Annotated in this window: 30 protein-coding genes and 1 tRNA gene; 16 read left to right on the top strand and 15 right to left on the bottom strand. The window is 42.5% G+C overall.

What is annotated here, in order from left to right; translation table 11 throughout:
* Positions 1–23: 23 nt before the first annotated feature.
* Together qoxA and glnA are read right to left on the bottom strand one after the other, a co-directional pair.
* On the bottom strand, positions 24–947 hold the full coding sequence (qoxA, locus tag ACSW3C_RS05945; protein WP_486561443.1) for a cytochrome aa3 quinol oxidase subunit II: 924 nt from the start codon (positions 945–947) through the stop codon (positions 24–26).
* 391 nt (positions 948–1338) lie between these two features.
* Positions 1339–2673 carry a type I glutamate--ammonia ligase gene (glnA, locus tag ACSW3C_RS05940; RefSeq protein WP_486561442.1) on the bottom strand — a complete coding sequence of 445 codons (1335 nt, stop codon included), beginning with the start codon at positions 2671–2673 and terminating at the stop codon, positions 1339–1341.
* Positions 2674–2867: 194 nt separating this feature from the next.
* On the opposite strand from glnA, the gene ACSW3C_RS05935 reads away from it, so the two are divergent.
* A complete protein-coding gene (locus ACSW3C_RS05935) occupies positions 2868–3068 on the top strand; it encodes a YgaP family membrane protein (RefSeq protein ID WP_486561440.1) in 201 nt (66 codons plus the stop codon).
* A 64-nt stretch (positions 3069–3132) separates the two neighbouring features.
* Here ACSW3C_RS05935 and ACSW3C_RS05930 read toward each other — a convergent pair whose 3' ends face one another.
* Positions 3133–3288 (bottom strand): DUF1540 domain-containing protein, encoded by a 156-nt coding sequence (locus ACSW3C_RS05930; RefSeq protein ID WP_486561439.1) that lies wholly within the window; start codon positions 3286–3288, stop codon positions 3133–3135.
* Positions 3289–3429: 141 nt separating this feature from the next.
* Between ACSW3C_RS05930 and ACSW3C_RS05925 the strand changes: the two genes are divergently transcribed.
* Complete coding sequence (locus ACSW3C_RS05925) at positions 3430–4728, top strand: alkaline phosphatase family protein (RefSeq protein ID WP_486561438.1); 1299 nt, start codon at positions 3430–3432, stop codon at positions 4726–4728.
* Between the two features lie 53 nt (positions 4729–4781).
* Here ACSW3C_RS05925 and ACSW3C_RS05920 read toward each other — a convergent pair whose 3' ends face one another.
* From ACSW3C_RS05920 to ACSW3C_RS05910, 3 genes are all read right to left on the bottom strand, one after another.
* Complete coding sequence (locus ACSW3C_RS05920; protein ID WP_486561437.1) at positions 4782–5060, bottom strand: alpha/beta-type small acid-soluble spore protein; 279 nt, start codon at positions 5058–5060, stop codon at positions 4782–4784.
* 72 nt (positions 5061–5132) lie between these two features.
* A complete protein-coding gene (locus ACSW3C_RS05915; RefSeq protein WP_486561436.1) occupies positions 5133–5951 on the bottom strand; it encodes a S1C family serine protease in 819 nt (272 codons plus the stop codon).
* 511 nt (positions 5952–6462) lie between these two features.
* Positions 6463–6621 carry a hypothetical protein gene (locus ACSW3C_RS05910; RefSeq protein WP_486561434.1) on the bottom strand — a complete coding sequence of 53 codons (159 nt, stop codon included), beginning with the start codon at positions 6619–6621 and terminating at the stop codon, positions 6463–6465.
* Between the two features lie 105 nt (positions 6622–6726).
* Here ACSW3C_RS05910 and ACSW3C_RS05905 point away from each other — a divergent pair, with 105 nt between their 5' ends.
* The 4 genes from ACSW3C_RS05905 (at position 6727) to ACSW3C_RS05890 (ending at position 9062) form a co-directional block, all read left to right on the top strand.
* Positions 6727–7029, top strand: a complete 303-nt coding sequence (locus ACSW3C_RS05905) for a YunC family protein (RefSeq protein WP_486561433.1) — start codon at positions 6727–6729, stop codon at positions 7027–7029.
* A 114-nt stretch (positions 7030–7143) separates the two neighbouring features.
* The gene (locus ACSW3C_RS05900) at positions 7144–7590 is read left to right on the top strand and encodes a DUF948 domain-containing protein (protein ID WP_486561432.1); all 447 of its coding nucleotides are present in this window, start codon (positions 7144–7146) and stop codon (positions 7588–7590) included.
* On the top strand, positions 7587–8135 hold the full coding sequence (locus ACSW3C_RS05895) for a DUF948 domain-containing protein (RefSeq protein WP_486561431.1): 549 nt from the start codon (positions 7587–7589) through the stop codon (positions 8133–8135). The genes ACSW3C_RS05900 and ACSW3C_RS05895 overlap by 4 nt, the downstream gene beginning before the upstream one ends.
* Before the next feature lie 117 nt (positions 8136–8252).
* Entirely contained in the window at positions 8253–9062 is an 810-nt protein-coding gene (locus ACSW3C_RS05890) for a class I SAM-dependent methyltransferase (RefSeq protein ID WP_486561429.1), read from the top strand.
* A 41-nt stretch (positions 9063–9103) separates the two neighbouring features.
* Here ACSW3C_RS05890 and ACSW3C_RS05885 read toward each other — a convergent pair whose 3' ends face one another.
* Both ACSW3C_RS05885 and ACSW3C_RS05880 read right to left on the bottom strand, forming a co-directional pair.
* Entirely contained in the window at positions 9104–9565 is a 462-nt protein-coding gene (locus ACSW3C_RS05885) for a DUF948 domain-containing protein (protein ID WP_486561428.1), read from the bottom strand.
* 4 nt (positions 9566–9569) lie between these two features.
* Positions 9570–10082, bottom strand: a complete 513-nt coding sequence (locus ACSW3C_RS05880) for a DUF948 domain-containing protein (protein WP_486561427.1) — start codon at positions 10080–10082, stop codon at positions 9570–9572.
* A gap of 204 nt (positions 10083–10286) precedes the next feature.
* Here ACSW3C_RS05880 and ACSW3C_RS05875 point away from each other — a divergent pair, with 204 nt between their 5' ends.
* Complete coding sequence (locus tag ACSW3C_RS05875; RefSeq protein WP_486561426.1) at positions 10287–11747, top strand: alanine/glycine:cation symporter family protein; 1461 nt, start codon at positions 10287–10289, stop codon at positions 11745–11747.
* 37 nt (positions 11748–11784) lie between these two features.
* Here ACSW3C_RS05875 and ACSW3C_RS05870 read toward each other — a convergent pair whose 3' ends face one another.
* The 4 genes from ACSW3C_RS05870 to ACSW3C_RS05855 all read right to left on the bottom strand — a co-directional run bounded on the left by ACSW3C_RS05870 (position 11785) and on the right by ACSW3C_RS05855 (position 15438).
* Complete coding sequence (locus tag ACSW3C_RS05870; RefSeq protein ID WP_486561424.1) at positions 11785–12747, bottom strand: polysaccharide deacetylase family protein; 963 nt, start codon at positions 12745–12747, stop codon at positions 11785–11787.
* A gap of 102 nt (positions 12748–12849) precedes the next feature.
* Positions 12850–14130 carry an L-lactate MFS transporter gene (locus tag ACSW3C_RS05865; RefSeq protein ID WP_486561422.1) on the bottom strand — a complete coding sequence of 427 codons (1281 nt, stop codon included), beginning with the start codon at positions 14128–14130 and terminating at the stop codon, positions 12850–12852.
* A gap of 154 nt (positions 14131–14284) precedes the next feature.
* On the bottom strand, positions 14285–15076 hold the full coding sequence (gene fdhD / locus ACSW3C_RS05860) for a formate dehydrogenase accessory sulfurtransferase FdhD (RefSeq protein ID WP_486561421.1): 792 nt from the start codon (positions 15074–15076) through the stop codon (positions 14285–14287).
* Positions 15077–15093: 17 nt separating this feature from the next.
* Positions 15094–15438 (bottom strand): Na-translocating system protein MpsC family protein, encoded by a 345-nt coding sequence (locus ACSW3C_RS05855; RefSeq protein ID WP_238081568.1) that lies wholly within the window; start codon positions 15436–15438, stop codon positions 15094–15096.
* Between the two features lie 267 nt (positions 15439–15705).
* Between ACSW3C_RS05855 and fdhF the strand changes: the two genes are divergently transcribed.
* From fdhF to ACSW3C_RS05835, 4 genes are all read left to right on the top strand, one after another.
* Positions 15706–18639 carry a formate dehydrogenase subunit alpha gene (gene fdhF, locus ACSW3C_RS05850; protein ID WP_486561420.1) on the top strand — a complete coding sequence of 978 codons (2934 nt, stop codon included), beginning with the start codon at positions 15706–15708 and terminating at the stop codon, positions 18637–18639.
* 6 nt (positions 18640–18645) lie between these two features.
* Positions 18646–19128 carry a helical membrane plugin domain-containing protein gene (locus tag ACSW3C_RS05845; protein ID WP_486561418.1) on the top strand — a complete coding sequence of 161 codons (483 nt, stop codon included), beginning with the start codon at positions 18646–18648 and terminating at the stop codon, positions 19126–19128.
* Between the two features lie 155 nt (positions 19129–19283).
* Entirely contained in the window at positions 19284–19925 is a 642-nt protein-coding gene (locus ACSW3C_RS05840; RefSeq protein ID WP_486561416.1) for a Yip1 family protein, read from the top strand.
* A 125-nt stretch (positions 19926–20050) separates the two neighbouring features.
* Positions 20051–20365, top strand: a complete 315-nt coding sequence (locus tag ACSW3C_RS05835; protein WP_486561415.1) for a DUF3784 domain-containing protein — start codon at positions 20051–20053, stop codon at positions 20363–20365.
* 43 nt (positions 20366–20408) lie between these two features.
* Here the strand turns inward: ACSW3C_RS05835 and ACSW3C_RS05830 are convergent, their stop codons facing one another.
* Both ACSW3C_RS05830 and ACSW3C_RS05825 read right to left on the bottom strand, forming a co-directional pair.
* Entirely contained in the window at positions 20409–21257 is an 849-nt protein-coding gene (locus ACSW3C_RS05830; protein ID WP_486561414.1) for an MBL fold metallo-hydrolase, read from the bottom strand.
* A 62-nt stretch (positions 21258–21319) separates the two neighbouring features.
* Entirely contained in the window at positions 21320–21493 is a 174-nt protein-coding gene (locus ACSW3C_RS05825; protein ID WP_486561412.1) for a hypothetical protein, read from the bottom strand.
* Positions 21494–21671: 178 nt separating this feature from the next.
* On the opposite strand from ACSW3C_RS05825, the gene ACSW3C_RS05820 reads away from it, so the two are divergent.
* The 4 genes from ACSW3C_RS05820 (at position 21672) to ACSW3C_RS05805 (ending at position 24330) form a co-directional block, all read left to right on the top strand.
* Positions 21672–22286, top strand: a complete 615-nt coding sequence (locus ACSW3C_RS05820; RefSeq protein WP_486561411.1) for an FMN-binding negative transcriptional regulator — start codon at positions 21672–21674, stop codon at positions 22284–22286.
* Positions 22287–22316: 30 nt separating this feature from the next.
* Positions 22317–22781 carry an NUDIX domain-containing protein gene (locus ACSW3C_RS05815; RefSeq protein ID WP_486561410.1) on the top strand — a complete coding sequence of 155 codons (465 nt, stop codon included), beginning with the start codon at positions 22317–22319 and terminating at the stop codon, positions 22779–22781.
* A 129-nt stretch (positions 22782–22910) separates the two neighbouring features.
* Positions 22911–23546 carry a TetR/AcrR family transcriptional regulator gene (locus ACSW3C_RS05810; RefSeq protein ID WP_486561408.1) on the top strand — a complete coding sequence of 212 codons (636 nt, stop codon included), beginning with the start codon at positions 22911–22913 and terminating at the stop codon, positions 23544–23546.
* Between the two features lie 10 nt (positions 23547–23556).
* Complete coding sequence (locus ACSW3C_RS05805; RefSeq protein WP_486561407.1) at positions 23557–24330, top strand: alpha/beta fold hydrolase; 774 nt, start codon at positions 23557–23559, stop codon at positions 24328–24330.
* 285 nt (positions 24331–24615) lie between these two features.
* On the opposite strand, the gene ACSW3C_RS05800 is transcribed toward ACSW3C_RS05805, so the two are convergent.
* Positions 24616–25011, bottom strand: coding sequence for a YciI family protein (locus ACSW3C_RS05800; RefSeq protein ID WP_486561406.1), 396 nt, complete (start codon positions 25009–25011; stop codon positions 24616–24618).
* 365 nt (positions 25012–25376) lie between these two features.
* Here ACSW3C_RS05800 and ACSW3C_RS05795 point away from each other — a divergent pair.
* Positions 25377–25449: transfer RNA gene (locus tag ACSW3C_RS05795), tRNA-Arg, on the top strand.
* Positions 25450–26623: the final 1174 nt, after the last annotated feature.

The following is a 26623-nucleotide window of genomic DNA, read 5'->3' as shown; positions in this document are numbered from 1 at the left end:
GTATACTCCCTTCGAGTAGATGATTATTTATGGTCTTCCATATCCATATCCATATCCATGTCCATATGGTGTGAAGAGTCTGTTTCCTCATCACTGTTTCCATGATGGTGGCCAGCATGCTCGCCTTCTGGAGCAGGTCTAAACTCAAGATGCGTAGATGAATACGTTTTACGTCCAAGGACGCTAGGCTCAATCAATTCATCAAATTCGGATTCAGTCAAAGCAGGAGCAGTCTCCTTTACTTCTTCCACCCATTTTTCATAGTCCTTCTCAGTCATGACTTGCGTTTCAAACTCCATATGGGCAAAATCCTTACCGTTGAAGTTTGAGTTTTTACCAATGTAGGAGCCTGGTATTTCTGCAGCCAGATGGATCTTTGTCACCATGTCGCTCATCGCATATTTTTGTCCGGCTAATTGCGGAATCCAGAAACTTGTGATCGGTCCGAAGGAGTACAGACGGAATTCGACTGGACGATCTTCTGGGATGTTGACATAGTTGACTGTTTCAATGCCTTCCTCTGGATAGCTGAAATGCCATTTCCAGTTGGAAGATGAAGCATAAATGACAAGCGGTTCTTCATTTGCATAAGCAACCGGCTTGCTTTCCACTTCAGATGTTGTTCGTACTGTTACAACAGATAGAACAATGACGATGATGATTGGAATAACTGTCCATGTGATTTCCAACCATTTGCTTCCTTCTTCATGCGGTGGCTCGTAGCTGTCGTCCATCTTGGATGCCCGGTATTTGACGAGCATGACCGTAAAGAGGATATAGACAACGAGAAGGATGCCTGCCATCATGATGATGGAAAAGATAATAGTATCGGATAACGTCTTCGCTTGCGGTCCTTTTGGATCGAATACGAGCAACGAATTATCACAGCCTGATAAAATCAGAGAAAGCGTAAAGAAAATTGATAGTAAGAACCATTTCGCCTTCAATGGTTACTCCCCTCTCTTCAGTTAAAATGTAAGAAATTCACTTACTTAGAAGCTGGAAAATATTATTTGTGTATAATATTTAATTAGCTTTCGTTTACAGTTTAAGTAAGGGAATTCCCTCGTGTCACATATAATATTCCTTTCAACCTCTAAAAACAATAGTTTATAACCGTTGTCACAAAAGGTTCTAATTTGATTTTTATATATTAGTAAGAATTATAATTGATAGAAATAGTACCAAATAGAAGGAAATATGGAATGTGAAATTATTGTGAAAAACTATGTAATATAAGGTTTTAAACTTGACTTTTCGGATGGCGTAATATTTTTCGGGAAGAGGTTAGATTGAGGAAATAAAAAAATCCCGCTCAGAAGAACGGGATTTCCCTTATCAGTACATTTTCATATAATGTTCTAATTCCCAAGGATGAACGGTTATTCGATAGCTTTCCCACTCGACATGTTTCGCTTCAGAAAAATTAGAGTAGATATGTGCCCCGAGTGCTTCTCGAATTACTTCATCCTCAGAAAGTGCAGCTAAGGCATGATCCAAGTCAGTTGGCAACGTGCCGATGCCACGCTCCTTTAATTCAGCTTGCTTCATTTCATAAATATTACAGTCGACAGGCTGTGGCGGCTGTAAATTCCGTTTAATCCCATCCAATCCTGCTTTTAATATAGCGGCCATCGCCAAATACGGATTTGCTGAAGAGTCGACGGAACGCACTTCGATTCTTGTGCTCATCCCACGTGAAGCTGGAATGCGAATAAGGGGACTGCGGTTTTGTGCAGACCATGCCACGTAGCAAGGAGCCTCATAGCCAGGGACAAGCCGTTTGTAGGAATTGACGGTCGGGTTCGTAATGGCCGTAAATCCACGGACATGATCCAAGACGCCAGCCATAAATTGATAAGCTGTTTCACTTAATTTCCGTTCCCCGTTTTCGTCGAAAAACACATTTTCCCCATCTTTGAAAAGGGAAACGTTACAGTGCATCCCTGAACCGCTTACCCCGTAGATCGGTTTCGGCATAAAAGTAGCGTGCAAACCGTGCTTCCGTGCAATCGTTTTGACAACGAGCTTGAATGTTTGAATATTGTCACATGCGGAAAGAACATCTGCATATTTAAAGTCAATTTCATGTTGCCCGGGGGCTGCTTCGTGATGAGAAGCTTCCACTTCAAAACCTAGCTCCTCCAATTCCAAAACAATATCACGTCTGCAATTTTCGCCAAGATCCATAGGAGCTAAATCAAAATAATCCCCATGGTCATTTAATTCCATTGTTGGATTGCCATTAGCGTCTAATTTAAATAAGAAAAATTCCGGTTCGGGTCCTAAATTAAATTCCGTAAAGCCCATTTCTTTCATTTCTTCAATTATACGTTTTAGATTTCCACGAGGATCGCCGGAAAATGGACGTCCGTCTGCTAATGAAACATCACAAATTAGACGAGCCACTTTGCCCGTTCCGGACGGCCAAGGAAAGACCATCCATGTATCTAAGTCAGGTATTAAATACATATCCGATTCTTCAATTCGCACAAAGCCTTCAATGGAAGACCCGTCGAACATCATTTTATTGTCCAAAGCCTTGTCGAGCTGGCTGACCGGAATTTCCACGTTCTTGATCATGCCAAAAATATCGGTGAACTGAAGACGGATAAAATTCACGTTATCCTCCTTAACAAACCTCCGGATGTCTTCTTTTGTATAATTCCTCATCATGCCTCACTCCTTTAAGTAACATTTTATTATGATAAAGCATGTCGAATGCCATTTTCAAGAAGAAATTTACTTTTTTTATCGAAAAAAATATGTTTTTATTCAATTGTCATTTTGTAAGGGCTTTCATTTGAAGAATTGATAATTTGAAAAGGAGAGGGAACGATAAAAGGGAATCAAAAGGAGGGAAAACGATGAAACAAAATATCGGTACAGTGAATTCGATGGTTCGAATTGCGGGAGGATTGACTTTGCTCGCTTGGTCCATCGCAAAAATGGCAAGGGAAAAACCGACGGGCGCCCAACTGTTCGTTAGCATGATGGGGGCACAAAAAGTAGCCGAAGGCATGACACGTTATTGTCCGTTGACTGACTTGCTGGATTTGGATGAATGACAAAAGAATTGGGAGTGCAGCAGGTCACTTTGACCCCTGCACTCCCAAACAGGATTTTACCGGCTTAGTCCTCCGGCTTGAACGTTTTGCAGTCCGTTTCTTCGCTGTCCGACGCTTGGCTTCCGTTTTGGCTGACGACATAAATGACTTCAGCATGACACTTGTTGCCGCTGCCCCAGTAAGTGCAATTGTTTACTTCACAAAGAATACGCTGATCCAATTCGTTCACCTCCTGTTGTTTTAGAATGCCTCATACATGAGGAATGATTCATTCCCTATGCATTCTGTTCAACCATTTAATTTCATATTCAAATTTGTATATAATGAAGGGAATGCGTTAACAAATCGGAGGATATAAAGGATGGAACGATTGACTGATCATGTAATTGTCATTTCTTTTGATTGCCTATCCGCAAAGGACTTTGAGCAGATTCAAAAGTTGCCGAACTTTCAACGGCTCTTGGAAGGAGCTTCGTACTGCCGCAATGTCAAGACGATTTATCCTTCCGTAACCTATCCGTGTCATACATCGATTATTACGGGCAACTACCCAATTTCGCATGGCATTACTGCAAATGCACTTGTCCAGCCTGGCCGCCAGTCTCCCGATTGGTATTGGCACAGGCGCCATGTGAAGGGTACGACGGTTTATGACGAAGCGAAAAAAGCGGGCATGTCGACCGCTGCTTTATTATGGCCAGTAACGGCGAGAGCGAAGATTGATTTTCATATTCCTGAGATTTTCGCCAACCGAAAATGGCATTCCCAGACTGCCGTTTCTTTACACAATGGCAGTTTCTTCTATACATTTGAAATGAATCGCAAGTTTGGCCATCTCCGACAAGGAATTCAGCAGCCTTGGCTAGATGATTTCGTTACAGCAGCCGCTTCTTATACGATCCGCACGAAGAAACCGAATTTGATGCTGCTTCATCTTGTCGACTTAGATTCGCAGCGACACCATCATGGGTTTGACTCGCAGGATGCTAGGGATGCGTTGAGGAGACATGATGCAAGGCTTGGCGAACTTTTGAATGCTCTAGAAGAGAGTGGAATCGGTGAAAAGGCTACTGTTATTGCGTTAGGAGATCACAGCTCACTTGATGAACATACAGTCATTAAGCTGAATGTTCTTCTTAAAGACAGCGGGTTAATTGGCATTGGAAAAAAGGGGAGAATCACTTCGTGGAAAGCTTATTGCCAGAGCAATGATGGTTCTTGTTATATCCATGTCAGCGATCCGCTTGTGAAAGATCGTGTGCAAGCCTTGCTTTATTCTTTGGTCTCAAACCCGAAGAATGGCATTGAAACAGTATACGATTCAGTGGAAATGCAGCAAATGGGGGCGAACGGAGAAGCGGCCTTCATGCTTGAAGCGAGGGAAGGATTTTACTTTTCTGAATCACTGAACGGAAATGCTTTTGAATTGATTCAAGATGCCGATGTGGCTTCCGGTTTATATACAAGGGCATGCCACGGCTATTCTCCAAAAAAGTCCGGTTATGAAACGGTCTTTATTGCTAAAGGGAAGGGGATAAAGGAAGGTGTCATCCTGCCCACTATGTCGCTTGTAGATGAAGGACCGACCTTCGCCCGTTTGCTTGGACTCGATTTAGGAAAAGTAGATGGCCGCGTGCTGAATGAATTGCTGACAGACTAAAAGGGGAGAAAATGACTTCTCCCCGGTAATTTGCCGGAGAGAAGTCAATTGGTTTATTCCAGAGGGCGGCGGTCTTTCGCCAATTGTTCCTGTGCCAGGCGGATCATATCTTTCACCATATTCCCACCGATGGGTCCGCCAATTTTACCAGCTTGCCGGGAAGTCAAATCTCCATTATCTCCATTTGATAAGGGAATGCCAAGCTCTTTTGCAATTTCAAATTTTGTTTGGGTGACTTCCATTTTCACCCCTTTATCTTTTGGTGGATCATTCAATATTGGATTATGCTTGGTTCTTGCTTCAGGGAAAAGTGATTTTGCACGTTTCATCATGCTTTCCTCTCCTTTCGCCAGTAGTATGTGCATTGGGAAGGAAAGCATGGTGGAAAATGAAGTTGGGTTCTATCAATTCGAAGTGACTTTGTATTTGTTTAACAGTTCAATGGGGATGAACAGCCCGACTTTTCCGTGTTCATCATGCTCTAACGTGGCAAAAATAACACCAATTACCGATCCGTTTTCATTGATGACAGGACTTCCACTATTGCCTCTATAGACGGGCGCTTTAATCATCATGACATCTTCATTCCAATCACTTAACCGAGTTGGTCCGATCACTACACCCTTGTTGGCAATTCCTTTAAAACTTAACGGATTTCCGATGAAGCGAATAGCATCCTCTTTCTCAATCGTCCAGTCCTTTTCAAGCGTCAGCTTAGGTAAGTCTTCACCTTCGATTTTAAGAACGGCCATATCAATAGACGGTTCCGTTTGGACCACTTGCGCTGCATATCTTCCGTCTTCAGGGAAAACGACAGAGACTGTATTATTTCCTTCTACGACATGATAATTCGTCAAAATGGTTCCATCTTCCGAAATTGCAAACCCTGTTCCTTTTCCATCCTCTGTTATTACCACAACAACCGCCTTTTTGTAAGCTGCAATATCCTCATGCTGTGATAATTTTGCAGAAGTTAGTAGAAAGTCAATGGCTGGTATCGAAAACACTTGAAATAGCCCTGCGAATGTACTGCAGACCAGCACAAGGGAAAGCAGCCACGCAAACCACTTCGGAACCCGGCGTTTTGGTTGGGCAGGCTGTTCCCGTCCCTTTTCCAGTGCTTCCTGGCGAGCCTGCAGGGCAAGCTCATTCATCTCTTCCTCCGTCAAATCTTCATACAACGGATGGTCTTTTATATCATGATCCCGGTCCAATCCATCCACACCCTCTTTATAAAATCCAAGGAAATTTTCATTACTCTATCTATTATAGTAGCAAGAGTGACACCATTTCGAAAGCAAACCTTCTTTCGGAATTAATAAAGCTATATGTAATGAGAAATTGCTGAGGCTATGTAATGTAGCTAGCTTCCTAATTGGGTGGAATGCTTGATTACATAAGCTGTCCGGAGAAGTGAAAGAAACTTTATTGGCAAACTCGCTGTATCTATTTTATTTCTCCGTTTATTTCTTAAATGAAGTGCTGATATAAAATCCGAGTTCTCGTAAGTGCGCGGTGACAGCTTATAAAATCTTGGAAGTGCTCGTAAGTATCCGTCGAGAGATCGTCTAAGAAGACTTCGTAACCAAACGTCGAGTGCTCAAATAATTTAAGAAATCTGCACTAGAATTCTTGAGAAAATATTTGACGCATGCACTAATAATGTCCACAAATATACAGGGGGTTATATTGACATACAGGAGTCTTCTTCCCGTTAACCGCTCGTATGTATGCTTAAACCACTCGCATGTTCTTCCGATCGCTCGTATCGGTGAACCGACCGCTCGTATAATTCTGGAACCACTCATTTATTCCAGCAACCGCTCGTATATTCTCAGAACCTCTCGTATATCCATTCTTACCGCTCGTAACCAAGCAAGCTTTTATTCGCAAACTGCCACTGCTCCGTGCAAACCAGCATGTTTAAACTACAAACCGAACATGAATCACATTTTTGAGTCCCCGCCCATATGTATAGGGAGGAAAGGGGCGGTGCAGATGGTGACAGTGACTCCGTTATTTTTGGATGGTCATCCGTTTACAGCGGTAACAGTATTTTTGCCAAAAACGACTTTACTGACGGTATCGAATGACAAGGGGTATATTATGTGTGGTGCTTTGGATGTGGGGCTATTGAATAATGTGCTGGCTGAAAGGAAGATAGTGGCAGGCCGTGCAGTCGGCGTGAAGACGATTGATCAGCTGCTTGAGGCGCCGCTGGAATCCGTAACTTTGGAGGCGGAAGAAAAAGGCATAACGGCCGGCATGATTGGTAAAGATGCGTTGTTAAAGATGATTTGATAAGTAAGGGCTTGGTGAAAGATGCCAAGCCCGATTTTTTGTGTATGCGGCTAATGTCACGCTTATTTTTCGTCATCTTCGGGTATACGAAGGGTAGGAAGGAGGAATTTACGTATGCTTGTACATATCGGCGTTTTTCTGATCGCGATTTCGTTTGCTATTGTATCCATTTATATAGCCATCATGTTATTGAGGACATCCCGTCTTCTTTCTACTGCTGGAAGAAGTGTTTCATTTATGGAAGCCCGTGTTGATCAGATGATTGGAGAGATGGAGGATACCTTATATGTGGCCGGAAACACGGTCAATGACCTGGAAGTAAAGTTGGATTCGATGACCAGCGCCTTCTATGTGGTACGTGATGTTGCCGACACGAGTGAAACGTTAACGGAGGGCATCTCGGGTGTGACCCAATCGTACGAACAAGACGACACTTTAAAAGGGGCTGGCCCGTTTGTCCGCATCATTCAGTTTTCCGAATTTGCAGTAGGATTATTCAAATCGTGGAAACAAGGAGAACGAAAAGGGAAAAGTTATCAAGGAGGAGAGGGAAGCCTATGAGTTTGACTGGATTGGGTGTTTTATTGATCGGCGTAGCCTTTTTACTGCTTGCCATCTTTCTTGCACGTGTGCTGAACAGGCTTGCAGGTGTCTTGAATGGTGTGAATGAGACCATGGAATCTTTACCGAAGCAAATGAATCAGCTGCTTGGAGAAACCGGCAACTTGATTCATACGAGTACACAAACATTGGCAGATACGAATAAAAAACTGGAATCCCTGACACCGTTATTTCAAATTGTCGGTGATATAGGGGATACGACAAGAACGTATTCTTCCTCATTAGTTGATGTGGTGGATTCGGCTAAATCTAAAATGGAGCTGGCCGACGAGGCGAAGCGGAACCAGAAGATCGGTGGCATATATGGGATTGCCGCACTTGGCTATTACACCATCCGTAAAAGGAATGACATGAAAAATCAAAAGACGGTTCGTCCAAGAAAATTGTATGTGACGGGAGAACAGCGTACTTTCGATATTGAACGGATGAAACAAGAAGCAAAGGAAGCTGCGACAATTGGGAAATATACAGCTGATGATAAATAAAAGAAAATGTCCGTGATCATTCACGGGCATCTTTTTTATGTTTAAAACGTAGGGAAAGGTTTTGAACATCTTCTTGGCGAATTAAAGAACAATCGTGGGTTAAGGGGAGTGTATGAAATGAATGAAATCATTACTTATTACAATCAATTTGATGAGTGGGGAAGGCTGGAACGGGAACCGCTCGAATTTCGTGTCAACTGGCATTATATCAAAAAATATTTACCACCATGCGGATCTATCCTAGATAATGGCGCGGGCCCAGGAAAGTATGCAATGGAGCTGGCGAAAGGCGGTTATCAAGTTACATTGACAGATTTAACTCCCAGGCTGGTGCAAATTGCAAGGGAGAAAGCTGCTGAGCTTGATTTAGTAAGCCAATTTGAGGCATTTCATGAAGCGGATGCGAGGAATCTTGCCATGCTTGAAGACGAACAATTTGAAGCCTCTCTTATGCTTGGTCCTATGTATCATTTGCAGAATGAACTGGACCGAATCAAGGCAATTCAGGAATTGCATCGGGTAACCAAAAGAAACGGAATTGTGTTTGTGGCATTTATGCCTCGAATTCGCCATTTACTCAATTCCCTTATCTATCCAGAGCATTGGAAGCCGAATGATAATATGAATACAATTACTCAATTTGATGAAACCGGATGCTTCAATCATGCAGAAGAAGGACGCTTTACAGGCGCATATTATTTTAATGTGAATGATATCAATCCTTTTATGGAGGAAAATGGTTTTGAATCATTGGAATTGATAGGTTCAAATATAGGTGCAATAATACCTCCAGCAAGTAGGACCTACTGGAAAGAGAAAGGCGAGGAAGAGGTAGAAAAGGTCTTTGAATTTATTCGAGAAAGAGCAACAGATCCATCAATTTTAGGCATATCTTCACATTTGCTTTACGTTGGCAGAAGGAAATAAAGGAAGATGATAAAATGAAAACGCGTAACGGCTATTGGCCATTACGCGCGCTTATTATCCTTTGTGGTCATTTTGACCGTTGTAGTAGTAATTTGCTTCCGTTCCTTTAAAAATTGTAAGAACGAGAGTACGCCGAATAATCCAGCGTATTTTTCTTTCTGGACAAACTGTTTGGCGCCTGTCGTTTTTGTTTTCCATTCCGTCGCCTTTTGAAGCGCGGCCGTAGTCAATTCATGGGATGCTTCACCTACATCACCAATGATCGTAAAATACGGGTCAATTTCTTTTGCTGATTTATTGACCTGTTTTAATGTTGAATTTCCATTGTCGAGTAATTCAGCTGTCTTTCGAGAAACGTCATTCATTAAACTGGGGAGTTGGTTTGTCGTTTTTTCCACGTTATCCAGCGTTTCTGACAGCTTGTTGATCGGTTTAATTAACAGAATAACGAGTACTGCGAACGCTATGCCTATAATAAGTACTCCAATGCCAAGCCAGTCCATTTCATCACCTCTCTACATGATTCATGCCGTTTTGGCTATACATTTCAATTTGCCGGGAAGGCGGGAGGGGATCCCGTACTGCCTCTTCCTGTCTTGCTGCCGGTTCGCTTGACCGTTTTTTAAAGATCGCATAAATGCGGGAAATGGTTTCGGTCAGCACGGTCGCTTTTTCCATCAAATCCACGTATTTTTGCGGAGGCGACGCAATTTCTTTTGATAATTCGTTGAAGGAACGATTCATATGTTCGGTCGTCTTGGATAGGTTGGCTGCTGAGGCTTGCAAGCCATCCAACGATTTTACTTTCAACTCGACATCTGCCGCAATATCGTTAGTTTTTGCCATCAATCGCTCTGATTCGGTGGTTACTTTACCAATTTTCGTTTCCATTCGTTTCATCGTTTCCGACATATCTCCCAGCATCTGTTTCGCGCTTTTTAATGTAATGATGACAAAGATGGCGATTAACAACAGAGACAGCGCGGCAATAATGGCACTGACATATAATAGAATTTCCATATCAAATTTCACTCCAATCTGACCCTATTCCTTCTATAGTTGTACCACTTATTGAATAAACCTAAACCACACGTAATATTAATCCAGAATCAGACATCAGTTTCAATTTAGAACAAAAAATAAAAATATTTTACTATTCTATTTATATTGTATATTATGAAACTACCATTCATATTTATGGTTAAATCGAAGGAGGGGTGTTAAATGAACGAGTTTGTCAGTCTGTTAAATGATATTTTGTGGAGTACGCCAGTCATTTATATTTTACTAGGGGTTGGATTAGTATTCTCTATACTAACCCGGTTTTTGCAAGTGCGGCATATTAAAGAAATGGTTCGATTGATGTTCCAAGGCAAAAGTTCGGAAGCGGGTGTTTCTTCCTTTCAAGCGATGTCTATCGCGTTATCCGGACGTGTAGGAACAGGGAATATTGCAGGTGTGGCAACGGCTATTTTCTATGGTGGTCCTGGGGCTGTATTTTGGATGTGGGCGATCGCATTCATTGGAGCTTCCAGTGCATTTGTCGAGTCAACGTTGGCACAGATTTATAAGGTGAAGCAAGATGGGCAATATCGAGGTGGTCCGGCATATTTCATCGAGAAGGGAATAGGCTGGAAATGGTTTGGCATGACGTTTGCAATTGCGGCGTTGATTGCAATGGCTGTGTTAATGCCAGGCGTTCAATCGAATTCCATTGCGGCTGGTATGAAAAATGCCTTTTCCATGCCGACTTGGGTAACGGGTGCGATCATCATTCTATTGCTCGGATTCATCATTCTCGGAGGGGTTAAGCGGATTGCCAGCACCGCACAAGTAATTGTTCCGTTCATGGCACTTGGATACATCCTGTTCTCCGTCATTATTATTGCAATGAATATTACAGCACTGCCTGAAGTCATTGGCCTCATTTTTAAGAGTGCCTTCGCGATGGATTCCGCGTTTGGCGGCATTATCGGGATGGCCATTTCGTGGGGCGTCAAACGAGGCGTTTTCTCGAATGAAGCCGGTCAAGGGACGGGGGCTCATGCAGCGGCCGCAGCCGAAGTATCTCACCCGGCAAAACAAGGACTTGTGCAAGCGTTTTCAGTGTATATCGATACATTGCTTGTCTGTTCCGCCACGGCATTTATGATCCTTTTCACTGGGGCCTTTAACACACAAGCAGAAGATGGCAGCTATATCGTTCATAACTTGGTCGATGTGGAACAAGGACCTGGTTATACACAAGCTGCAGTAGATACGGTGATGCCTGGTTTTGGTGCTGGGTTTGTAGCTATTGCGCTATTCTTCTTTGCATTTACAACGATCATGGCCTATTACTATATCGCGGAAACAAATATCGCATATTTGTTCCGAAACCGAAATTCCAAAACGATCATGTTCGTGCTGAAGCTCATTATTTTGTTAACAGCATTTATTGGCGCTATCCGGCCGGCTGAGTTAGCATGGGCGCTTGGTGATGTCGGGCTTGGCATCATGGTATGGCTGAATGTCATTGCAATCGTAATCCTTGCTAAACCGGCTCTCCTAGCGCTGAAGGATTATGAACGGCAGAAAAAAGCCGGATTGGATCCCATCTTTCATCCGAAAAAACTCGGTATTAAAAATGCGGATTTTTGGGAAACGGATTATATTCATGACGCTGAAAGCAAAAATAAATCGTAAACAGAAGCCCCATCATCGATTGATGATGGGGCTCATTTTATGGCATGTAAAACTCTTCATGCTCGACGGAATCAATTCGTTTTTCACTGAGCAAACCAGATACAGTACCAATGGCCAGCCCTTTTTCTTTAATGCCTTTTATGAGTCGGTCCATACCTTCCGCAGTTGGTTTAGTCGGGTGCATCAAAATCATCGAGCCGTTTTCGACTTTTGAAAGCACACGTTTTACCATCTCATCGGAGTCGGGTTGTTTCCAATCAACTGTATCAACTGTCCATAATACAGTTAGCATTCCTTCATCCCTTGCGATGGCGATAGTATCATTCGTAAAACTGCCGCTTGGTGGACCGAACCACGTTGGTTTTACACCGATTGTTTTCTCGATGATCTCATTCGTTTTTCTTAATTCATCCCTCGTTTTTGAAGAAGAGGACTTAGCGAGATCTGGATGACTATAAGCGTGATTGCCAATTTCATGGCCTTGTCGATAAATTTCTTTCACAAGATCTGGAGTTTTTGCAGTCCAGCTACCGTCAAGGAAGAATGTGACCTTGACGTCGTGCTTGTCCAAGACATCAAGCATAGGACGTATGAATTCATCACCCCACGCCACGTTAATTAAAAAAGTGACCATCGGTTTTTCTGGATTTCCTTTATATATCGGGGAGGGTGGCAAATCTGCCAATCGGACTGCTGGCGGCAGCTCCTTATAAACGACTAATGATTCATCAAACTTTCCACTTGGTGCCATTCGATCAAAACTTGCCTCGACATCCACAGTTAGGCCATTATAACCAGGAATTGCTTTCCAAACTGAATCCACAATCGCATTCTCGGGTTTGATCCTCATTGTCTTCGCATACGAATCAATAATTTGTCTCAAATCTTTTTCGCTAGTGAAAGCTGTTGGCATTGTTACTGATTCGGTCGGTTCCGAACGCAAAGGAGTGGCTAAAAACACGAGGGTGCAAAGCGTGAGAATAATAAGAAATTGTTTCATGCTTTTCTCTCCTCAATCATTTCGGTTAGCGTACCCCAAGGCACTCCAAACATACGTAAAAGCCCGTGAAAAAAGAAATCACAGGCTTCTTGAAGAGATTTATTAAACGCTCTTAATCGGTTCTGGCATATTCTTGTTTTCTACGCCATTTCGCGCCCGGACTTTCTTGATATCTGCTTTAATAAGCAGAGAGATAACAAACGCAACAGCAAAAAGTCCAGCGAAGAACAGTAGACTACTTTCATAGCTTCCCGTCGTATCTTTCATCCAAGCAGCAAACATTGGACCCGCAATCCCTGCCGCCGACCATGCAGTTAGAATATAGCCGTGGATGGCACCAAGCTGCTTCGTCCCAAAAATGTCTCCGATATAGGCAGGTATGCAAGCGAAGCCGCCGCCGTAGCAAGTATAGATGACAGCTAACATAACTTGAAAAATAATGGCATTTGTCGTAAATGGCAACAGCGCGAACAAGGCAAGCTGGATAACGAAAAAGGCAGTGTACGTATGTTGTCTGCCGATATAATCGGAAATCGATGCCCATCCAAGTCGGCCGGCTCCATTGAACAATCCAAGGACTCCGACAAGTGCCGCCGCTTGAACTGTCGTCATGCCAATACTTTCAATGGCCAGCGGTTTGGCAGCAGACAGGATTGCGATGCCGCATGTGACATTGATGAACAGCATAAGCCATAAATAGTAGAATCGTTTTGTCTTAACAGCTTCGTTTGCTGTCAATTGAGCCAAATCCTGTTTCGCTTCCACTTTTCCAGATTCCAGTTTTGCTTTAAAGCCTGCAGGAACCCAGCCTTCCTCTGGCTTTTCCAAGTAAAGAGATGAAAGGACCATGATGATGAAATAGGCAGTTCCTAAAATGAAAAACGTATTCTTTAAGCCGACGGATGTAATGAGTGCCTCCATGATCGGGCTGCTAATTGCAGCTGCAAAACCAAAGCCCATGATTGCAAGGCCCGTTGCAAGACCTCGTCGATCTGGAAACCATTTCACCAGTGTAGAAACAGGCGAGATGTAACCGACACCGAGCCCTATTCCACCGAGGACTCCATAGAACAGATAAAGCAGTGGCAGCGAGGAAGCGCTTACAGCAAATCCCGCGCCGATTACTCCCGTACCGAAACAGATTGCAGCAAACAAACCCGCTTTGCGAGGGCCGTATTTCTCAACGAAATGACCCAGAAATGCTGCAGACAGACCAAGAAAAAGTATGGCGATACTAAATGTCAATTGCACCTGGCTCGTTGACCAGCCGAATTGCTCGATCAACGGGTTTGTAAAATTGCTCCATGCATAGACGGATCCAATTGAGATATGGATTCCTACGGCAGAAGCGGCGATCAACCATCTGTTTTTTGTCTTTTTCACTTTTCACGTCTCCTTTTTGATAAAAGTATGATGGACAGAAAAGATGTCTCGGCCCGGGTGACAGAACTGGAAGATAGAGACATAGGTTTGTCACATTTCCGCCATAATACCACCAAAAAGTTTTCGTGTCACTAAATTTTTTTTAGAATTAGAATTATCCGTCAGTTATCCGTTCAGCATGCGAGTAGACATTAAACGTATTGCGGCGAATAAATCCGACTGCAGTAATGCCCAACTCATCAGCAAGTTCAATGGCTAAATCTGTCGGTGCTGATTTTGAAAGTACAACTTCACAGCCAATTTTAGAAACTTTCAATAGGATTTCGGAAGAGATGCGCCCACTGAAAACAACCACTTTATCCTTTACCGGAATGTTTTCACGTAAACAATGGCCGTAAATCTTATCCAATGCGTTATGCCGTCCAATATCCATTCGCCGGACTACCGCTCCTTTTGGATCGCAAAGGGAAGCGATGTGCACGCCGCCCGTCTGGTGAAATAATTCCGCATTTTCATCCATCTGGGCCATCAATGTAAAGCAGTTCGATGCGCTGAGAAGTACATTCCTCGTGTCCACTTTCTTTGCGGCAAGGGCATCGTTTGCGAACACGAAACCTTGCCGGCTCATCCCGCAACAGGACGTGATGTATCGTTTGTTTTGCAGTTTTTCGTAAAAGGGAAACGTTTGCTCTGTTGTTACATGGACAATCCCTGTCGATTCTTCCCAGCGTACATCTGTAATATGGCGGATATCGGTAACGACTTTTTCGGATGCTAAAAATCCGATGACCATCTCCTCGATGTATTGAGGTGTGCAGACAATCGTAATAAATTCTTTGCCATTTAACAGTACAGTGATCGGGTATTCTACTGCCACTTCATCCAGTTTTGAAACAAACTGGCCATTTGAATATTTTACAATGGCCCGTTGATTTCGAAGTTCCAATGTTTTCTCTCCCTTCCTCACTCAATATTCCGATCGAATAAGAAAACAGAAACCGCAATGTCATCATCCACTTTGATATCGGAAAACAAATGGACGAATTTGGCGCCAATCAGCTCTTCCAAGCCATCTGGGGGCGCAATATCATATACTTCCTGGATCATCCGAGTCCGAGCAGCGTGCACCATCTCTTTTCCCTCTGGTGTTCCGGCAATGAATTTTTCCGTTGGCGTCAAATTCCCATAGAGTGTGGAAATGACCATATTATCAACAATGACGGAATGGATCCGCTCCGGCCCCTTGCCGAACAAATCTTTACGCAGCTTCCGGATAATTGCATTAAATTCATGGATTTTCTTTGACATTCAACCACTCCTGTTCTTCATAATTAGAATAATCAAGAAATTATCGAAAGACTAGTTGTATATTACAATTCCATGAACTATACTAGAATGCAAGAGGGTGCTTTTGTATGTCATGCATCGGCACTATCTTTCTCATTTATCTTAAATTTGGATTGGTTATTTAGCAAGGTCTGCTATTGGACTATTTCCACTATGAAAGTTTGTATGCCGGCGTTTTTGGCGTATTTTTCATAGTGGATTTTTTTATGAAAGGGGATTCGGAAGAACATGTCAATTAAGATTAATGATTCACGCCATGACTTCGATGAAGGCATGACGATTCTCCAAGTGATCAATCAAGCAGGTATTGCACATCCTCAAATTTGCCATTTGCCCGAAGTCGATCCAATCGAAACATGCGATACATGTATTGTGGAAGTGGATGGCAAGCTGGTCAGATCCTGTTCGACACGTGCTGAAGCAGGGATGAATGTGCAATTGTCTTCCCCTCGTGCTAAGGAGGCACAGACAGAGGCGATGGATCGCATTCTCGAAAACCATCTGCTGTATTGCACAGTGTGCGACAACAACAATGGGAATTGCAAAATACATAACACTGTGGACATGATGGAGATTGAGCATCAGAAATATCCTTATGAGCCGAAATGCACAAAAGACAGCGTCGATTTGACAAATCCGTTTTACAGATACGATCCGAACCAATGTATTGCCTGCGGCCAATGCGTGGAAGTATGTCAAAATTTGCAAGTGAATGAAACGCTTTCGATAGATTGGGAACGGGAGCGGCCAATGGTATTATGGGATGGGGGCGCTAAAATTAATGATTCCTCCTGTGTCAGCTGCGGGCACTGTGTCACAGTATGTCCCTGCAACGCATTAATGGAAAAGTCAATGCTGGGCGAGGCTGGTTTCATGACGGGCCTAGAAGATGACATTTTAACACCGATGATTGATTTGGTGAAAGACGTAGAACCTGGATATAGCGGAATCATGGCGATTTCAGATGCCGAGGCTGCAATGAGGGAAACGAGGACGAAAAAGACCAAGACTGTCTGTACGTTTTGTGGTGTGGGCTGTTCCTTCGAAGTTTGGACGAAAGACCGCAAGATTTTAAAAATCCAGCCTGTTTCAGAGGCACCTGTCAATGCGATCTCCACTTGTGTGAAAGGGAAGTTTGGTTGGGATTTTATCAACAGTGAAGAACGTCTGACAAAACCTCTGATCCGGCGTGGCGAAGCATTTGAAGAAGCGAGCTGGGAGGAAGCGCTGGATTTAGTTGCTGCCAAATTGGGCGGCATCCATCGGAAGCATGGCCGTGATAGCGTAGGTCTTATCTCTTCATCAAAAATCACGAACGAAGAGAACTATTTGATGCAGAAGTTGGCAAGGCAAGTGTTCCAGACGAATAATGTGGACAATTGCTCACGTTATTGCCAGTCGCCAGCGACGGATGGCCTGTTCCGCACTGTCGGAATGGGAGGAGATGCTGGGACGATAAAGGATATCGCAAAAGCGGGTCTTGTCATTATCGTTGGCGCGAATCCAGCAGAAGGCCATCCTGTTCTCGCCACCCGAGTGAAACGGGCGCATAAGCTTCATGGACAAAAGCTTGTCGTGGCAGATTTACGAAAGCATGAAATGGCTGAACGCTCGGATATTTTTATTAGTCCGAAGCAAGGAACAGATCAAGTCTGGCTGATGGCGATTACAAAATATATGATTGACCAAGGATGGCATGACGAACAATTCATCCGTGATAACGTTCACTATTTTGAAGAATTGAAAGAAGTGCTGCATACGTACACAATGGATTTTGCAGAGCATATTACCGGCGTGCCGAAAGAGAAGTTGATCCAGACAGCAGAAATGATTCGGGATGCAGATGGAACATGTATTTTATGGGGAATGGGCGTTACGCAAAATACAGGTGGATCCGATACGTCCGCCGCTATCTCCAATTTGCTTCTGGCAACTGGGAATTATCGACGTCCTGGAGCTGGCGCTTATCCATTGCGGGGACATAACAACGTGCAAGGTGCATGCGATATGGGAACGCTTCCTGGCTGGTTGCCGGGGTACCAGCACGTCACTGATGACTCTGCGCGAAAGAAGTTCGAGAGGGCATATGGCGTTGAGATCGAAGAGAAGCCTGGACTTGATAATATTCAAATGCTTCATGCGGTCGATCAAGGAATTATGAAAGGGATGTATATTGTAGGGGAAGATATGGCGCTCGTCGATTCGAACGCCAATCATGTCCATGATGTACTTTCCAAGCTGGATTTCCTTGTCGTTCAGGACATCTTCTTCTCACGAACAGCCCGATATGCAGATGTCATATTACCAGCTGTTCCTTCGCTTGAGAAAGATGGAACTTTCACCAATACGGAAAGACGAGTACAGCGATTGTATCAAGCATTACCGGAGCTGGGTGATGCGAAAGCTGATTGGAAAATCATGCAGGAGATCGCGAACCGTCTTGGAGCGGATTGGAACTACAGTCATCCAGGTGAAATTTTTGCCGAAATGGCAAGTTTATCTCCATTGTTCGGCCAAGCGGATTATTCAGTCATGGAAGGGTGGGACAGTTTCTTCTGGGGCAGCTTGGGCGGTGAAAGTACACCTCTTCTATATATGAATGGTTTCAATTTCCCGGATAAAAAAGCCCGATTCGCCCTATCTGATTGGGTAGAGCCGGCTCAATTCCCGGATGAATTTGATTTGCATATTAATAATGGACGTATGCTGGAACACTTCCATGAAGGAAATATGACGAATAAATCTGATGGAATCCAATCTAAAGTACCAGAAATATTTGTGGAGGTATCACCGGAACTGGCGAAGGAACGCGGTGTTGTCAGCGGTTCAACCGTACGACTCGTATCGCCGTACGGTGCATTGCGGCTCCCTGCGCTCGTCACGGACCGAGTGAAAGGAAATGAACTGTTCCTGCCGATGAATTCTGTGGAAAAGGAATCGGCCATTAACTTCCTGACGGGACCGGCTGTCGACCAGAGAACCAACACGCCGGCCTTTAAGCAGACAAAAGTACGAATGGAAGTAATCCGGAAAGAAGGCAAGAACCCATTGCCGGCATCCAACCCGCGAAATAAGAAAAGACATCCGCAAAATGGAGTGGAAGTGGAGCGGAAATGGGCAAGACCAGGCTATGAGCATTTAACCGACGTGGAGAAAGGGTGAGTATAGATGGCTGCGCCGATTACAACGATAACCAGAAGAGAATTTTCCCAGGAGGAAATTCAAGAAGCGAAATTAAATGAATTGCAATCACTGCTAGCGGAACAGGAGCAAGCTGTCAAAAAAATACTCGCAATCACAAATGAATTAAATGAGGCAGGCATATTAGATGCAGTAAAAGCAATGGCCGAGGCGCGGGAAAAGCTGGCTGGCATTGCCGTCTCACAAGCTTCCCGGGAGCCAGTTACCAATATGATCAACCATCTGACGAATGTGGCAGGCATGCTTTCTTCCATTAATCCGGAAACGACTTCCAAGCTGGCTGCCAGTGTGCAAAGCGGTTTGACAGAGGCGGAATTGTACAGAGGCAGTGATTCGAAGGTCAGTGTATTCCAAATGTTGACCGCTTTGAATGACCCGGATATTAATGAAGCAGTTAAATTCTCTCTGAATTTCTTAAAAGGAATGGGGAAAGAATTGAATCGCAGTTAAGTGTTTTAGAGGAGGAGCCATCCTCCTCTTTTTTTGATTCCAAAGGACTGAATCTCTCTTTTCTTCTCTATCGTTTGACCCTTTTTAGAGAATGGTTGAAACAATCCTTCAAGATAATCGTATAGTGATGGCAATACATAAAATGGAGGTACGACATGAACACAATAGTAGAAAATCGTCAGCCAGTTCCAGAAAAGTTGAATCCGTGGCTGTCCATTTGGGTCCGGCCAAAAGTGACTGCCCGGTATGCGATCGAGAAAATGCCAATGAGTTACCTTGTTGTGCTAGTCTTGATTGGAGGCATCTTCGAAGTGTTGGACAAAGCGGTTACCAAAGAGTTAGGGGATAAAATACCGACGCCTTTCATCTTTTTGATCGCGTTAGTAATGGGGCCGATCTTTGGATATATTGGTTGGTGGATCGGATCGGGCATCGCATATCTTGTTGGAAAATGGCTAGGAGGCAAAGGTACCTATCAAGACTTGCGTATGGTATTCGGAATTGCAAATATATTCTATATCGTAGGTGCCGTTCTCTGGATTCCTGACCTACTAATAGTAGGAAGCTCTATCTTCACTTCTTATATAGAAGGGGGCATAGGTACTACCATTTGGCTTCTCATTTCCGGTTTCTTGACAATAATTATTTCCATATGGGCATTCATCGGAATGTTGTTTTGTGTTGCAGAAGCGCACCGTTTCCCGGTATGGAAAGCTTTGATCACCATTCTCATACCGACAATCATTCTTCTTCTATTTGTTGCCATCTTTGCATTCATTGTTTTGTTAATCGTGTAAGTAGATTATAAATAGTGATAATGAAAGACGAAGTAGTAGACGCTTCTTCGTCTTTTTTTGTGCAACCGATGACTTGATGAAATGTATATAATAGAAAGAACTCTTCAGAAAGGGGGTAAGTATCTATGGGATTAAGTCTTCTGTTTTTATCCGTCCCTTTTCTTATATTCGGGTTTGTACTATCAAGAGGTAAAGGTGCTGCCCTTCTTGCGGGTTATAATACGATGACTGAGGAAGAAAAAGCAAGTTATGATGAACAGGCATTGTGCAGATTTATGGGTAACATTATGTATGGAATTTGTTTATGCATGATCATGATCGGAGTTAGTGAGATGCTTGACTCCCAAGTATTCCTTATTGTCGGCATAAGTTCCTTGTTTTGTCTGATAGGGTTTGCGATATTCTATTCAAACACAGGGAACCGTTTCAAGATTACATGACATGAGAAAGCCGGATTCTTAGGAATCCGGCTTCACGTCCTTATTACTGATTATCCTCGACGAATTTACCATGATCCGGAACGGCCCTTTTTCTAAAATTAGCGGCAAGTTCTGTCAGGTTCTCTTTCAGCCAGCTGCCCTCTGCCGGCTGGCCATGCCCCGTAATTGCGAAATGCGGGTCTATGGCTTGAAGGATTTCAACGGATTGCTCGGATTTCTCCCAATCGGTTGTCAAATATCGTGGAGGGCCATTTACTTCTTGCTCTTGCGTAATCACTTTATATAATGCATCTTGGCGAACTGTCACAAAAGCATCACCTACAATCATTGCATGGTCATTTGCACGGAAGAGGGAAATATGTCCTTCCGTGTGTCCAGGCGTATGAATCCATTTCCATTCGGGCATAAAAGGCACAGTATGATCATTTGCGAGTGGATGGACGTTATGGCCGAGATTGATGCCTTCATGAGGAAACATGAATGACAACTTTGCAACCATTCCTCCCTCCACAGACATATCTGGTTTCGGATAATCCTTTCGCCCTGTTAAATAGGGAATTTCCAATGAATGGGCGTAAACAGGTACGTGCCAAACTTCTAACAGATCTATCAGTCCGCCGATGTGATCAAAATGTCCATGTGTCAAGATGATTGCTTTTGGCGGATTGTTTGCGCCAAATCGATCCTCGGCTGCTTCTCTAATCGCATCAGCTGATTTAGGCATCCCGGCATCAATTAACACCCAATCATTACCCTCATCTGCATGCCCATAAAAAACGACATTGACGATTTGGATCGTCAGGCAGTATAGATCTGGTGTTACTTCCAATCCATCTCCGCTGGAAATGGAGGTCAACGGTTGAAATCTTTCGGTAGATGAACTTCTCTCCATGTCGTATCGGCCTCCTGTAGAAATATTTTACCTATCTTTATCCCTTTTTAGAGGGCGACACTTTATGAATCTTCCTGTTCGCGTTGGTCTTCAGCTTTCTTCATCTCACGGTATGATTCGATCATTGCGTTGCGGTAATCGCCCAGGGAGGCAAATTCATGAGAGAACTCTTCGTAGCTCTTCTGTCGCAGTTGTTCCTGTTTTGGCAAAAATTTACGTTTGTCTTCATCTGTCATCTGTATCGCTCCTCTTGCATTTCGCTTTTATTAGTGTGCCTCACTTGGCGGTACTCATACTTAATAAAATAGAAGGAAACGGATATATTTCGATGATTTTCATATTGATTAAACGTGGAAACTGTTAGAATGCTAATATAAATCAAATAACATGAAACAGAATGGAGGCTATCTGAGCATGTACATACCAAAATACTTTAAAGTAACCGACATGGAAGAAATAAACGATTTTATCGAAAAGCACTCGTTTGCTATGCTGGTTACTTCAAAGAATGGAAGGCCCATCGCTACCCATCTTCCAATTCTTTTTAAACAAAATGGAGAGGACTATTTTGTGACAGGCCATATGGCGTATGGTAATCCGCAATGGAAATCTTTTAAGGAAAACGATGAAGTTCTTCTCGTTATTCAAGGACCGCATTCCTATATTTCTTCTTCATGGTATGAAGAGGAGAACGTCCCGACATGGAATTACCAGGCTGTACATCTTTATGGCATTCCTGAAATAGTAACTCAAGAAGAACTTGTCCAAGATCTGACGCATTTATTGAAGAAATACGAAAGTCATCGTCCAGAAGGTGTCTTATGGGAGAAGCTTTCAGATGGGTTAATTACGAAAGAACTCAAAGGAATTGTGGGATTCAAAATTAAGGTGACCGAAGTCCAAGCTGCATATAAATTGAGCCAAAATCGAAATGACAAAGACTATAAAACAATCATTGAGAAGTTGTATTTAGAGGATGAAGGACATAGTCAGCAAGTGGCGGAAGTAATGGAAAGGCAGCGGAAGTAGTCAATGACTCGATAAAGGGGATAGGGGGACTTGGGTGAAAAGATGATAACAAAAAATCATGGATACGAATGGGTGGAATTCTTTCCACTGACCGAAGAAGAAATAATGCTGTATCATCCAATTGCCGGTTCTTTTGCAATTGTCGAATGTGCCGGTAAGTATCTAATGTGTTATAACACATGGAGGGAACAATGGGAAATTCCTGCTGGACAACGAGAAGATCATGAAACTGCCAGGGATTGTGCGATTCGGGAACTATATGAGGAAACAGGACAAAGGGTAACGGAAATGCAGTTTAAAGGCCTGATGAAAGTGAAGAACCTGGCAACTCAATCACTGAAATATAATCCTGTATACTTCACGAGCATTAATCGATTACAGCCATTTCAGAAGAATGCTGAGACCTCAAAAATCATCCTGTGGGATGGTGAAGAAGATATGGGATATGTCGATGAGGTTGATTTGAAACTTTTGAATTGGTTTGGTAGAGAATGAGTTGGATAATATGATTGATTTAAAGATGGCTTTGTACTTTAGGCCATCTCATTTTTTGTGTTAATTTGACCAGGTTGGTCAAATGTTCTATACTGGAATTGACCAATCTGGTCAAAGTGGAGGGTTTTGATGAATAACTTGTGGGATATGGACATTGAAAAACGCAAAAAAATCATGAATGCATCGTTTGAGGAATTTGCATCGCATGGTTTTTCAAATGCCTCAACCAATCGTATTATCAAACGGGCAGGAATTTCGAAGGGCTTGCTTTTCTATTATTTTCAAAACAAACAGCAATTGTGTTATTTTCTTCTTGAGTTTGCAATCGATTATGTAAAGGAACACTACGTCAATAAAATGGATACAGACATTCGGGATTTTTTTGAAAGGTATAAGCAGCAGCGTAGTTTAAAACATGCCATTTATCTAGAAAATCCCTATCTATTTAGTTTTCTTTCTAGTTACTATTACCAGTTTAGAGATGAAATTGAGCTGCCGACTGCAATGGAAGAACAGCTAATTAAGCTTGAAGAAGATATTTTAAGTAAGCTTCATGACAACTTGGATATGGATTTGTTTCGGGATGATCTGTCCACGCGTGAGGTATTCACCTATATTAAGTGGTTGCTCAATGGGTATGAGGCAGAATTGTTAAAGGAAGTAGGAGATGATCTCGCCTCAGTTGACTGGAATTATTATTTTGAGCGCGATGCAAAATCTTTCGCAAAACTAAAGAAACTATTTTATAAGAAAGAATACCAATAGGGGGAAAGTCATGAAGTTTATCGTATCGGGAAATTCAGAAATGGAAGCGATTATTTTGCTACACGGCGGGGGCCTTTCTGATTGGTCCTTGAAAAGACAAGTTGATTATTTATCAAACAACTATTATGTGGTCACACCAATTATAGATGGGCATGGCGAAGACAGCGAAACAACCTTTAAAAGTATTGAGGATTCAGCAGATCAGCTAATAAATTTTATAGATACGCATTGTAACGGTCGGGTATTTGCCATATGTGGATTGTCATTAGGTGCCCAAATCGTCATGGAAGTGATTTCTAAAAGGAAAGACATTACCCGGCATGCCGTTATCGAAAGTGGGTTAGCTATTCCTATCAAAACACTGACGAAATTATCAATAATGGCTCAAAAAATGACCTATCGATGGATTCGATGGAAATGGTTTGCTAAGATGCAGGCCAGAACCTTGCAAATAGAAGATAATTTGTTTGATACATATTTCGAAGACAGCCAAAAGATTTCAAGAGAATCACTGATGAATATCACATACAGCAATGGGAACTTTCAACTGAATCAAAGATTGCGGGAGACAGAGGGGAATGTATTGATTATTGTCGGCTCGAAAGAAATACAATTAATGAAAAAATCGGCGCGGCTGTTGGCGGAAACCATCCCTCATAGTACTCTTTATATTGCAGAGAGGATGAATCATGGGGAGTTAAGTTTAGTTCATTCTGAAAAATACCTAGCTTTGATAGAAGCATTTTTTCAAGATAATGCAATTTCTTCAGAATCAATTACTTAAAATGTATAAATAAAAGCCGTCTCTAAATAAGAAACGGCTTATAATTACACATATTATTGATATGAAATTGTTTCGAGTCGATAATTACTCTCAATTATTAATAACTTTGTTTCCATCCTTTTTTGCTTTTTCAAGTATGGGCGATTTAGATTTCTGGGTTGTAGAAGGAATAATTTTTACTGGATCGCCATAAGAATTCCAAGTGTTGAAATCCGTTTCTTTCTTGCCGTTATTATTTCAATTTCACGACGGGTTTTAAATATTTTCACTATAGTCTTTCTTTCTTTAATTTCTCTCGTAATTAGCTGCTTCTTTTGCAAACAGTAAAGGATCCTCAATTACTTGACGGAGTTCAATCTGACCTTCCCCAAAGCCCTGTGGGTCCGGCATCCGCATTGCCCATTCGATAGCTTCTTCCCTCGACTTCACATCAATCAATAGGAAGCCGGCAATCAAATCTTTTGTTTCAGTAAAGGGACCATCCGTAACTACTTTTTCTCCTGGTCTCGGAAACGAAATGCGAAGCCCATTTGAACTTGGATAGAGTCCCTTAGCCGCAACCCGCACACCTGCTCTAACTAATTCCTCATTGTACTTACTCATTGCTTCATTTAGCTCTTGATTTGGGAGATTTCCACATTCTGAATTCTGTGAAGCTTTCACAATCAACATAAATAGCATAAATTTTCCTCCGAATTTTAGTTCTTTTAGAAGGCCATTCTACTTGGCCGGTATATTAGTAAAACAAAAAATAATAATTAGAATCGACTAAATAGATGGATGTATTGACATGATAGCATAGTTAGTTTAATTGCATAATAAAAAATTCGTTATTTGTTACGTTGAATATCTGTTCATTAAAACATGAAATCAGATTAAAGTTAAAGTCCTGCTTCTAACTACTATAATCTTTGCATTTATTTATAACTATTCAAACGTAATATGTGAATTAATGAAATAAAAATCAATCCGATTAGCTTGCTTTGAACGGATTCGTCATATATAATTTTTACTGTTCTCTAGTAACTTTAGCTTTATTAAATCATGTCTCAGTAGCTCAGGGGATAGAGCGACGGCCTCCTAAGCCGTAGGTCGCAGGTTCGAATCCTGCCTGGGACGTCATAACGCTTCAAAGCGCATTTGGCCGCGGTTTATTGTCATAACGTCACTCGTTGACTTATCGGCAGTGTACCGCGGCTTCTCTTTTAGGCTGTTGGTCACTTTCCGACTGAATCGGTGTAACATTAACGGAGGTGCAAATGCGTTGGTAACTAGTAATAATCCAACTTATTCCGGACCGCAAAATGATAATAAATTTGGTCGGTCATCTGATACACACGTACCATTGAAGCACTCAGAGCATTTATTCACGCAATAGTTTCGGAGTGAGGGCGGCAGCGAACGATCGAAGTTTATCGGACTCATATCCTCCATTTGTTCGACTGTTTTTGTAGGCACGCTCAGCAGGCAAGTCATTCGCACCGATGACTTACGCCGGACGTCATTTGCGGTTAGTTAAATAACTTGCGCCTAGAAAAGACACGCTACGAAAGCTAAATGACAAATACATGGGGCTGTCTCCGAACACGAAACTTACGATTACTCATACTAATTAATGCAATGGAAAACGTCAAGTGTGGCCGACGTGCATGAGAAAGTGCCAGGCATATCTTACAAAGGTATCGAACGATTGCTCGCGTCATATGATGTAATTAACTTCGATGGATGCCGCGCAAGATACTCAGTTTGACAGTCGAAAACGCCGATTACGTAACATATTAGAGAGGCAATTTTAGAAGTATATGATGCCATTTAACGATAGCCATTTAAAATACATGGGACTGTACTCGTGGTTTATTGCGGTTAAAACCAATACATACCTTGCAATTCTATTGTTAGAAAATTCCAATTTGGTATGAAAAAGGGGAAACCAAATGAAAACAAATTGGCTTTTGAGTAGTAGTGCCGTGATGATAGGGTTGTTGGGGTTGGCAGGAACCTTTATGTCCGAATGAATTTCAGAAATATCGGTCATTTTATTTTTGCCTATTAGTCTGATTCTACTGCAAATCATTGGGGGACTATTTTTAGGGTTCGCAATGTTGAACTGGTTTAAGTTCGGCCCGAATCGGCGGCATCTATAACAAACCTGTCGTGTTAGGAAATCTTATACATTTCGTTGTTGTTCTTTTTGCTCTAATCCGGCAGTTGGCCGAACAGTTTGATTTTATATTCTTTATCCTGTCATTAGTTTATCTTGGATATGCCATTTGGTTTACATTGGTTATGCGCT

The sequence above is a fragment of the Sporosarcina sp. AD_1 genome (genome assembly GCF_057373025.1).
The sequence above is the reverse complement of the archived record's forward strand: the minus strand, read 5'-3'. Positions and strand labels throughout refer to the sequence as shown.